The organism is Flavobacterium sp. KMS (assembly GCF_000813005.1).
GTDB lineage: Bacteria > Bacteroidota > Bacteroidia > Flavobacteriales > Flavobacteriaceae > Flavobacterium.
Genome location: NZ_JSYP01000002.1, coordinates 1 through 11,711 on the forward strand (window position 1 = coordinate 1; position 11,711 = coordinate 11,711).

At 32.0% G+C, this 11,711-nt stretch carries 7 protein-coding genes; 1 reads left to right on the plus strand and 6 read right to left on the minus strand.

The features are described 5' to 3' along the window. Positions 1–570 precede the first annotated feature (570 nt). The 5 genes from OA93_RS02650 to OA93_RS02670 all read right to left on the minus strand — a co-directional run bounded on the left by OA93_RS02650 (position 571) and on the right by OA93_RS02670 (position 8,693). On the minus strand, positions 571–2,256 hold the full coding sequence (locus OA93_RS02650; protein WP_052259355.1) for an MBOAT family O-acyltransferase: 1,686 nt from the start codon (positions 2,254–2,256) through the stop codon (positions 571–573). Position 2,257: 1 nt separating this feature from the next. Beyond that, entirely contained in the window at positions 2,258–3,589 is a 1,332-nt protein-coding gene (locus OA93_RS02655; RefSeq protein WP_240474649.1) for a GDSL-type esterase/lipase family protein, read from the minus strand. Positions 3,590–3,671: 82 nt separating this feature from the next. Then, on the minus strand, positions 3,672–5,150 hold the full coding sequence (locus OA93_RS02660) for an SGNH/GDSL hydrolase family protein (RefSeq protein ID WP_052259356.1): 1,479 nt from the start codon (positions 5,148–5,150) through the stop codon (positions 3,672–3,674). Positions 5,151–5,464: 314 nt separating this feature from the next. Further along, positions 5,465–6,559 carry an HmuY family protein gene (locus OA93_RS02665; protein ID WP_039111621.1) on the minus strand — a complete coding sequence of 365 codons (1,095 nt, stop codon included), beginning with the start codon at positions 6,557–6,559 and terminating at the stop codon, positions 5,465–5,467. A 16-nt stretch (positions 6,560–6,575) separates the two neighbouring features. Further along, entirely contained in the window at positions 6,576–8,693 is a 2,118-nt protein-coding gene (locus OA93_RS02670; protein WP_039111622.1) for a TonB-dependent receptor, read from the minus strand. A gap of 107 nt (positions 8,694–8,800) precedes the next feature. Between OA93_RS02670 and OA93_RS02675 the strand changes: the two genes are divergently transcribed. Continuing rightward, positions 8,801–9,706 (plus strand): DUF6607 family protein, encoded by a 906-nt coding sequence (locus tag OA93_RS02675; protein WP_039111623.1) that lies wholly within the window; start codon positions 8,801–8,803, stop codon positions 9,704–9,706. Between the two features lie 59 nt (positions 9,707–9,765). Here OA93_RS02675 and argS read toward each other — a convergent pair whose 3' ends face one another. Continuing rightward, on the minus strand, positions 9,766–11,547 hold the full coding sequence (gene argS / locus OA93_RS02680) for an arginine--tRNA ligase (protein WP_039111625.1): 1,782 nt from the start codon (positions 11,545–11,547) through the stop codon (positions 9,766–9,768). Between the last annotated feature and the right edge of the window lie 164 nt (positions 11,548–11,711).

Sequence of the window (11,711 nt, forward strand, 5' to 3'; positions counted from 1 at the left end):
TGCGTGAAAGAAAAAAGCGCAAAAGAATAAACCTTTACGCCTTTGTAACTTTGCTTCTTTGTACCTTTTCTTTTAAAACTGGAAATAAATATTAACCGCAATGTGCGCAAAGTTTTTCGCAAAGTCCGCGAATTTTTTTGTTTGCAATGTCGCAAAATCGTAAGGTTCATTGTTTCTCGCAGATTCCGCAGATTAGGCAGATTATTTTTTACATTAAGCAGAAGAAAAATCAGCTTTATCTGCGAAATCTGCGTGAAAGAAAAAAGCGCAAAAGAATAAACCTTTGCGCCTTTGTAACTTTGCTTCTTTGAACCTTTTCTTTTAAAACTGGAAATAAATATTAACCGCAATGTGCGCAAAGTTTTTCGCAAAGTCCGCGAATTTTTTTGTTTGCAAAGCCGCAAAATCGTAAGGTTCATTGTTTCTCGCAGATAAAGCAGATTAGGCAGATTATTTTTTACATTAAGTAGAAGAAAAATCAGCTTTATCTGCGAAATCTGCGTGAAAGAAAAAAGCGCAAAAGAATAAACCTTTGCGCCTTTGTAACTTTGCTTCTTTGAACCTTAAAAACTAAAACTGGAAGTAAATAAAAGGTTGTGAACCTGCAACTGCTGTTGCATAAACAATCCAGTACACAAATCCTAAAACAATTGCTTTACCGATTAATGGTGTTTTATCAAAAACTAATTTCATTTTGGCTGTAACCACTTCTGGTAAAAAGTGCCATACATAACCAAAAAGCATTAACAAAAACACATTCTTATATCCTAATACAATCGTTTGCCAATGGTCTGGTTCGAATGTTAACTGTCCGATATTGTTGATTACTTGTATTGCTGTATCGAAATCTTTTGCACGGAAGAATATCCAACAGAAAACCACAAAATGGAATGTTAGTACAATTGAGAAGAATTTCCAGATTGCACTTAATCCGTTACTTTCTTTTTTTGAAGGGAAAAGTTCTACAAATATTTTATGAACTGCTAATGCCAACCCGTGTAATGCTCCCCAAATAATAAACTGTGCTCCCGCTCCATGCCACAATCCTCCTAAAAGCATTGTTGTAAACAGGTTAAAATTAGTTACCATGGTTTGCTTTAATTTGTTTGAAAGCAAAAATGACAAACAAAAAACAGCGATTCCTCCAACAGCAATTACTAACGGAATTATACTTTCGGCAGTATTTGTTATTCCCCAAAGTAACAATCCGAAAAAGAATAAACTCGGGAATAAAAATCCTGCGAATGTTCCTTCTCTGTTTCCTCCGATAGATATATACAAGAAGTCTTTTAACCAAGTTGATAATGAAATATGCCATCTTCTCCAGAAATCAGTAATCGATACCGATTTATATGGTGTTCTAAAGTTGGCTGGCAATTTAAATCCAAGCAATAATGCAATACCAATTGCCATATCTGAATATCCTGAGAAATCGCAATAAATTTGGATTGCATATCCATAAGACGCCATTAAATTCTCAAATGAGGTATAACTCATTGGTGAATCGAAAACACGATCTACAAAGTTTACCGAGATATAATTAGAGATTACCGTTTTCTTAATTAAACCACCTATGATAAGAAACAACGCATTATTTACGTCTGCCTTTGTAAGGTTTAATTTTTGATAAATCTGTGGTAAAAAATCCTTAGCTCTTACAATCGGCCCAGCAACTAATTGTGGGAAGAATGAAACGAAGAATAAATATTCGATATAATTTTTTGTTGGTTTAATCTCTTCACGATATATCTCGATAATATAACTCATCGATTGAAACGTGTAAAATGAAATCCCGACTGGAAGGAAAATATCATGAAGCTCAAAATTACCATGAAACATATCATTGTAGGTAACTATCATAAAGTTCATGTACTTAAAATACCCAAGTAATCCTAGGTTTAGGATAACACTTATTATCAAGTATATTTTCTTTCGGCTTTTTACACTTTCATTATATATTATCTGACTCAAGCCATAGTCTACAACCGAAGAAAGTAGCAATAGCAAGAAATATATTCCGCTTGACTTGTAATAAAAGAAAAGCGAGAATAGAATAACATATGTTAATCTTAGATAAAATGTCTTGCGCAAAAAGGCATACACAAAATAAAAAACCAGAAATAATCCTAAGAATAATCCTGTGTTGAATAATAATTTTTCTTCTGGGTTATATATAAACCAACCCTTAACCTGTTCTAATGTAAGTGCACCAAAATTTTGAACGAACCAATCATTAATGCTATCAACTGTTATCAACTTATTTTTTTAATTTAAAATTATCGTATTCGTTTAATAATGCTTTCGAAAACAAGCTTCCTTGTTTTTCATATCCGTTTTTAGAATAATGTACCCAATCTGGACCAATTAATCCTTGGGCTTTTAATTTCCCAATACCACTCATTCCTCCAAACTCGTTATACAAATCCCAAACTGCCAGACCATCTGTTTGAGCCGTTTCATAAATATGTTTTGTATAATCGGCTACAAACGTATTTGGTTTTCTTCCTTTTAACAGCGATGGCGGTGGTGTCATAACTAGTACAGGAACGTGAATATTTTGTTCTTTTAACTTACTTATAAACTCGCGCAGTTGCTTTATGTAACCTGAAGCTTCTAATCGGTCATAACTTTCGTTTGTTCCTAATGATAATACTATCATATCAGGATGTAACGATTTTAGTTGTTCAAAGAAAACTGGGTATTTATTATAATCAGAAAATTTTGCACCATTTACTCCAATACCGCTATAAATTATTCCTGGTGAATCTTTCTCGAGGATTAACCCATTAAGCTCATATTTCTTAGCATCCTTATTTGGAATAAGATAGATTTTATCTAATGCTTTTTCGGTATTGTAATAATGAGTAAACGAATCTGATTCTATATCCAAAGGAACATACTCTGATTGTGAGATTGTTTTAGGACGCGTTTCATTTGTTACAATCTTAAGGGTTCTACCCGCTCTAATTGCATTCGATTTTAAATGATTTGCTCTTTTAATTTCTGCAATCGAAACATTGTATTTATCTGCAATAACCGAGATTGCCTCTCCTTTTTTTATTTTATGTGTAATTACTTTTTTCTCCGAAGATTGAATCATATTAGTTTGAATGCGAGTTGCCAAGTCAAACATATGCTGGTTTTGCGGTGTAATTATCTTTATTGTATTAAAGTTGTACGCAGGATCTTTTACATTAACCTCAATTACAAATCCATCTGTATTTCTCCAAAGTGCGATTCCGCTTAACCCCATTGGGCAGTTTTTCTCCGGAAGTATGTTTCGGTAACTTTCCCAACTTTTATTAGAACGAAAGCGTTCATTATAAGATCCGTTGGTTTTTGCTAACGAATATGGAAAAATAAAACCTCTCCCTCCATTTCCTAGTTCTTTCTGGAGATCTTTACGAATCTCGTTTGTCATCAAATCACTCTGAATGTGTGAATCTCCGATATGAACAATGTTTATTTTATGATTCCCTTGATTCTCATTGCTTTTTAATTTCTTAAAGAAATCCTCTAAAACCTTTGCATTATAAATTTGACTCCCTGATATAGGCTCAACAGTTGTCGTATCGATTTTGTCAGTCATCTTTTTAGTTATTAAAATTGGCTCGGTTTTTTGCGCTTTGTTATTAGACGCAAAAAGAAGACAACAAAAGAAAATAATAAGTTTATTCATCTACACTATCGTTTATTACAGATACGGAATCTGTATTCGTTTTCCTGACTGTTTTGCCTTTTCTTATGTCCGCTTCTCTTTTTTCGCGCAAAACTTTATATTGTTCGTAACCTTGATTTAATTGCTCATAAAGTAACCCACCAATTGCTTTGGCTCCACGCTGATTAAAATGTGTATAATCTTTGTTTGCTTTTGCTGGTGCTTCATCTACCCATTTTACCATAGAACCATCTCCACCCATCAACGTATATAAATTAACAAATCCAGATTCAGTTTCTAAAGCATAACGCTTTTGAGCTTTCATTAAAGGAACAACTGCCGAATCGGTTTTCATTTGCATATCATATTTTGTCGATTTATCTGCAGTAGAAATAATCAAAATAGAAACTCCTGGAAAAGATGCTTTTATTTTATTAACAGCTTTAGTCATTCCTTTTCCGTACCAAGAATAATTTTTTGTACCATAATTTAAAACGTTGGTTCCGTAATGAAGAATGATTAAATCATATTTTAAATTGGCATTGAAACTTTGCATTACATTGGCATCAAAAATAGAAATTGGCATTCCCGAATTTCCTCTTTGCGAAAAGTTATCTACATGAACTCCGCTACCATTATCAAAATTGAAGCCATAAATAGGAATAGAATCTGCGTGAACAAAATTAGCTTTAAATGCTTTAATGCTTTTAGAAGTTACTTTTATAGTGTTAACCAAATTATTTGGAGCAAGACTTTTGGATATAGTGTCTTTTCCGATTATAAAATTCACTTTTCCAGTTTTTGATGATCTTCCATAATATAAGGTTGGATTATCTAGACTAGTCGCAAATTTATTTAAACCTGCTTCATAAGAAACCCATGTAGAATTTGACTTATCATTTGCAAAAAACACGTGTCCGTTTACACCAAAAGGACTTGTTGGTCTCTTTACATTAAGATACGATTGCATTTTCCAGTTTTTGGAATATAGCGCTTTTACTGAAGCTCTTGATGCAGCTGACTCTGAAGTTATAGAAACAAATCCAACTCCTGTGCCTCCAAATCTTTCTTGATATTTGTTTCGAACATCTTGTACAATTAAATCTCCATCGGTCATAGAATCGCCATAATATGCAATCCTCACTTTTGCCTCAGGATGTTTTTCTAATTGATATAATTTATCGTAAAAAGAAATCAGGTATTGATATCCTTTATAATTATCGAAAGTTTCTGAAGGGAATTCGATTCCTTCATTAGCATTAAAAACGATATTCTCCCCTGCTTCTTCATCAGCATCGGTGCTATCATTTTTTTTAGATACGCCTTCTTTTTCAAACGATTCCAGAAGCATACTATCTACAAGTACGTTTTTGGAGTCGACTTTACTTTCAGGAAAAATTTTATCTGGTAATATTTGTTTAAAACCAATGAAAGCTACAAATGCTAATGCTACAATTGCAAAAGACTGAAAAAAATAAGATTTTGTATTCACTTGTAATTATAAATTTTGAAGAATAAAATCAATAAGAGCTCCATTATCCAAATTTCCTATTAATTTAATTAAAACGTTTGCAAAGATAGAATAAACAATAAATCTATTATTCCTTTTTTACGATTAAATAAAAATAAAAAAGAGGCTAGATAAATCCAGCCTCTTTCCAAAAAAAAAATAAAAAAAAACCAAGTTACTATCTAAATTGAATTTAAACATAGTCTTGTTATTAAGATTGATAAGTTACAACCCTACCACATGAAATAACTTACCAATCTTTTTATTTCCATAAAAATGGAATCGTTTTTATATGACTATTTTAAAAGAGCATATTCAAATGATACATATCCTCTTTCTCCCGCTGCATTTGTCATAGTAAGAAATTTTACTTTATAGTAATTCCCTTCTGTATCTTTAACTACATAAAAACGATCAGTTTTAATACTTGGTAATGAACCATTTTGACCACCTGCATTTCTCCAGTTAGGCCCAAGAACTCTTTGATCAGTTAGAGAAGTTTTAAAATTAGCTTCAACAGCTTTTACTTTATTAAAATCCGCATAAGTTCCACCTGTTGCAACTAAAACTTCATATACTTGAGTTCCGCCTCTCATGTTTGAGACAATAAAATCAGCATACCCATAAGTTACATCTATTTTACCATCAGATGTATAATTCGTGAAAGCAGTAAAATTTAAATCCCATTTTGTTTTTTCAGGCTCAACTACTACATTATTTCCTGAAGCCAAACTAAAAAATGAAAAATTGAAAGCTGCATCTTTAGAAATTGTTTTTTCCGTGAAAGTTGCTGAATCTAAATCTGCATATTGAATTTTGTATCCATTCACTCCTCTTAAAATTCTAATTTTTTTCCATCCTCTCGGATTACCATAAAGACTTGCTGAACCTACATTCGGCACGGTAGTTCCAACTTCAAATCCAAGATTTACCAAATATACTTTGTTATCTGCATCTATAGCAGAAATCTCAGCAATAGCTGTTCCTATTCCTGCTCCAGCTCCCGCTAAAACTCCTGTCGGATTATCAACGTATCCTATGGATGCAGGTGTATCAAATCCAACATTAACAGTATTATCGATTTGCTGCACCAAAGTAATATCCGAAGTCTCTAACTTTTTTACTGCCATTTTAATAGAACCGTTAATAACAACTCTAAAATCTGAACCACTAGAGAATCCTAAATCCCATTTTGTTCTGTTTACAGACTCTATCTTCCCTGTACTTAAATCTACAAAAACCTGATTAGGTTGATTAGGTCCACCAACACTTGGTTGTAAAACTTGCCCAACAGATGGACCTACTGGTGTAGTTGTATCGTTATTGTCATCGCTTGAACAAGACCCAAGTGTCAATAATGCGAATGATAGTAATAAAAATGTCTTTTTCATTGTATTTGATTTTATATTAAAGATTAAGGTTATATGTAAGTTTTAAAAAATAAGAGCGTCCATAAGCCAACATTATTTGTGATGGTCCTGCATGAGCAACTCCTTGACTTGTATTTGTTTGATTTATATTAAGTACATTAAGTATGTTTCTTGCCCCTATTGTAGCTTCTAGTTTATCACCAAAGAAATTTTTTCTAATTGAAGCATCAAGCCAATTGCTTGGATCAACTTCGGATATTACGTAGGCAGAAGTAGTTTCTATAAATTGTTGTGATTTTCCGTTGTATTTATAATATGCCGAAATTGTAGTTTGCCAACTTGGGATAACATATGAAACACTACTATTAAGATTAAAAGAATAAAGAAACTTATCATCTGAAGAAAAAATCTGATTTTCTATTTTTTGAGAAATCCCAACCAAAGAAGCTCCTAAATTAAATGTCCAATTGTCTTTTTTAAATTGGTTGGTAGTCGAGAAATTCCACATTTTATATTTACTAATATTAATGTATTCATACTCTGGATTTCCCATATCTGGATTGAATCTTGCAAGTGCCATATCAATTCGGTCATCTACATTTAAATAACTTCCTGCTAAAGTGTTCGAGATTTGTAATCCAGAAGAAAGAGTAGACATTTTTTTTAGACTAGCTTCGTAAGATGTACTTGTTTCTGGAATAAGATTTTCATTACCCGTAAAAAAATGTCCATCAAAAATTTGTTTTGAATATAACTCTTCAAAGGTTGGTGTACGGAAAGAATTACCGTAAGAACCTCTAAGTTCAACTCCTTTATCAAATAAATATCTTAAACCAAGAGATGATGCATATTGATTTTCAAATTTAGATTGAGCAGAAAAACGCAATCCTGGACGAATAGAAAATCTTTCAGTTGCTCTGATTTCTGAGGAAGCAAAAAAATCATAATTTTCAAGCCTTTTACGAACCGGAGACAACTTATTATTTGCTTCCTGAACCAATGAGTATCCTTGATTATTTACAGCCTCATATCCTAATTGTAAATCAACTTTACTATCTGAGAAAAAATTACTTAATGTACCTGTAGAGTAAAGTGCTTCCATAGACTGATCTTTTACAGTAACATTATTTTCTTCTTTTTTATTAAATAAATAATATCTAAAATCTTCAACATCGCGTTGTTGTTTCTGATGTGAAAGCGAAACATTAAAGTTTAACTTTGAAAACATCTTACCAGTCGCATTTAAATTATGAAAATACCTATTGGTAAAATATCGTTTATCTTCTGCGTATCGGTATGACCCTAATTCTGCAGTGTAACCAGATTGCACTGTACTATTGTAATAATCTACATCTTCATCTAAATATTCGAATTTATAGAAAAAACGAAAACTACCTTTATGGTATGCTATTAATGCTGTTGCGTTTAATTGATCCTTTGGAAGCCATTTAAAACCGCGAGTCTGATCATTCTCAATATAATCTATCCCTTTTTTATCATCAAGAAAACCTTGAAAAGCATTACGATTGGCTCCAATACTCACAAACCAGTTTTCATTAAAAGTATGCGATCCCTTTATTGACTGAATATGTCGTCCTTGATCAAAAAGCGCAAATTCATTCTTAACAGTTTCTTCTTGTCCTGAGACGGAGAAACTCCATTTATATTTTGATGTTTTTTTAGTAATAATATTCAAAACTCCACTTACGGCATTTGCTCCATAACTAACTCCCATTGAACCCTCAACTATTTCTATTTGCTCAACATCATTCAGGTTTATTTGAGATAAATCGGTATTATTCCCTAAACCTGCTTCATTGATTAAAGGCACATTATCAACCAAAATTTTAAAGTACTGAGCATCTAATCCAAATAAAGATACAGTTGAACGTCCGCTTGTCCCGCTTGGTCTAACTGTAATATTTAAGTACTGATTTAATACATCTGATAAATTTGTTGCTGCTAAATTCTGAATATCCTTACTTGTTATTACACGTACATTAAACACGGATTTCTTTATAGATTGTGGTTCAAATTGTCCAGTAACTACAACTTCTGATAATTCATTTGCACGAATACTGTCTTTCTGTTTTTCCTGTGCAGAAAGTGTTTCACAAAATACAAGGGCAATAAATAGGATAATTTTAATTTTCATTATTTTTAATTGGTCTTAATAATCTTGGCAAATATATAATTATTTTAATTCAATCTAAATAAAATTTATATATTTGCTAAAAATTTTAAATCAAAAAAAAACAAGTTATGATTACAAAAAGCCTCTGTTTATCAGCCGTTATGGTGTTATCTGTAAATTTTGGATTTAGCCAGGAATCTAAAAAGCAACAAGATATTAAATCGATAAAATCGATGTGTGGTTGTTATGAAGTGAAATTTAATTTTACTGAAACATTTAAGTATTCTAAAGATTCAATTAATTACAAGCCTTCACCAACTAAACATGAATCTGCTTTAGAATGGGTAGAATTATTAGAAGACACTCCTAACAAAATCGTAATGCAACACTTATTGATAGTAAGTGACGATATGATTATTAAACACTGGAGACAAGATTGGTTGTATGAGAACACTGACTTGTATTTATTTGATAAAGGAACTTCTTGGAAATATAAAAAATTAGACAAAAAAGACGTAAAAGGTCAATGGAGTCAAAAAGTATATCAGGTAGATGATAGTCCAAGATATGAAGGATCTTCAACATGGGTACATGTAGATGGACAAGATTACTGGGCAAATGTTACTGATGCTCCACTACCTCGTAGAGAACATACAATACGTAATGATTATAATGTTTTAAAAAGAAGAAACATTCATGAAATTACTGCTACAGGATGGAATCATGAACAAGACAATGACAAATTAGTTCGCGATGATAGCGGAAAAGATGTTTTGTTAGCTCAAGAAAAGGGAATGGATGTGTACACTAAAGTTGCAGACATTAAATGTATCGCTGGTCAAAAATGGTGGAAGGAAAACAACGCACTTTGGAAAAATGTTCGTGATAAATGGCAAACTCTTTTTGACAGACATCAAGATTTAAACCTAGAAGCCAAAGTAGATAGAAAAGCACTTTACTCTCTTTTGTTTGATTTAAAACCTACTGCAACAAAAGCAGAAACGGATGCAATCATCAACAAATTTGTAAAATAAATATTTTTAGTTAGTTATAAAAAGAGCCGTTAGTTTAATACTAACGGCTCTTTTTTATTTTACATTCTTTCAGGAACTTCTATTCCTAATAAGCTAAAACTTGACTTTATAATCTCTCCTACTTTTTGAGAGAATTGAACTCTGAATATTTTTTTGGTCAAATCCTCTTCTCCTAATATATGTACTGATTGATAAAATGAGTTGTATTCTTTTACCAAATCATACGTATAATTAGCAATTAATGCCGGACTATGATTATGAGCTGCATTTTGGATTACTTCCGGGAAAAGTTCGATTTGTTTTACCAATTCTTTTTCTTTCTCATGAAGCTCTTCGATTCCAGTTAATGTAACAGAAAAATCAAAATCGGCTTTACGAATAATCGATTGTATCCTTGCATAAGTATACTGAATAAACGGTCCTGTATTTCCAGCAAAATCTACAGACTCTTCTGGATTAAATAAGATACGTTTTTTAGGATCTACTTTTAAAATGTAATATTTTAAAGCACCGAGTCCTATTGTACTATATAGTTTTGCTTTTTCATCGGCAGAGAAACTATCTAATTTCCCTAATCCTTCTGAAATTTCCTGAGCTGTATCGGTCATCTCCTGCATTAAATCATCGGCATCAACAACAGTTCCTTCACGGCTTTTCATTTTACCAGAAGGTAAATCTACCATTCCGTATGATAAATGATATAAACTTGAAGCCCAATCAAAACCTAATTTTTGAAGAATTAAGAACAACACTTTAAAATGGTAATCTTGCTCATTCCCTACAGTATAAACCATTCCTCCTACATCTGGATGATCTTTTACTCGCTGAATTGCTGTACCAATATCTTGTGTCATATAAACTGCTGTCCCATCTGAACGAAGTACAATTTTACGATCTAAACCTTCATCGGTTAAATCAATCCAAACTGAACCATCTGGATCTTTTTCAAAAATTCCTTTATCCAAACCGATCTGTACAACATCTTTCCCTAATAAATAGGTATTGCTTTCGTAGTAGTAACTATCAAAATTTACTCCTAGATTTTTATATGTAATTGCAAAACCATCATAAACCCATTGGTTCATTTTTGCCCAAAGTTCTTTAACAGCTTTATCTCCTGCTTCCCATTTTAAAAGCATTTCTTGTGCTTCTAATATTATCGGCGCTTGCTTTTTAGCTTCATCTTCGGTTTTACCAGCTTGCATTAATTCATTAATCTGCTCTTTATAAACCTTATCAAACTTCACATAATAGTTCCCAACCAGTTTGTCACCTTTTAAACCTGTACTTTGGGGAGTTTCTCCATTTCCAAATTTTTCCCAAGCCAACATCGATTTACAAATATGGATTCCTCTGTCGTTTATAATTTGAGTTTTATAAACTTTTTTACCTGCAGCTTTAATAATCTCGGCAACTGAGTATCCTAACAAATTGTTACGAACGTGACCTAAGTGCAATGGCTTATTTGTATTTGGCGAAGAATATTCTACAATAATTGCTTTATCAGAAGGATTAGGTTCTACAAAACCATATTTTTTTCCATCTTTTATACCATTAAAGAAATTTACATAATAGGTATCGGCAATTACAATATTTAAGAAACCAGAAACCACATTAAAACGGGCAACCTCTGGAAGATTTTCTACAAGATAATTCCCTATTTTATTTCCTAACTCAACAGGATTACTTTTAATCACTTTTAGTAAAGGAAAAATAACCATTGTAATATCTCCTTCAAACTCTTTTCGGGTAGTTTGATATTCGATTTTATCTACGGTTACTTCAAATAAGGCTTGTATTGCTTTTTGTATAGAAGGCGTAAGAATTTGTGATAATGACATGTAAACTTAGTTTTAAAGTGTGCAAATATACTGCTTATTCATCAATTACAGAAAATGTGAAAGGTTTAAAATCTATGATAAGAAGTTCTCATATTTTAAAAAATAATTAAGACTCATTACAAATAACGGCCTTAAATACCTGAAAAACAAAGAAAAAACAATAA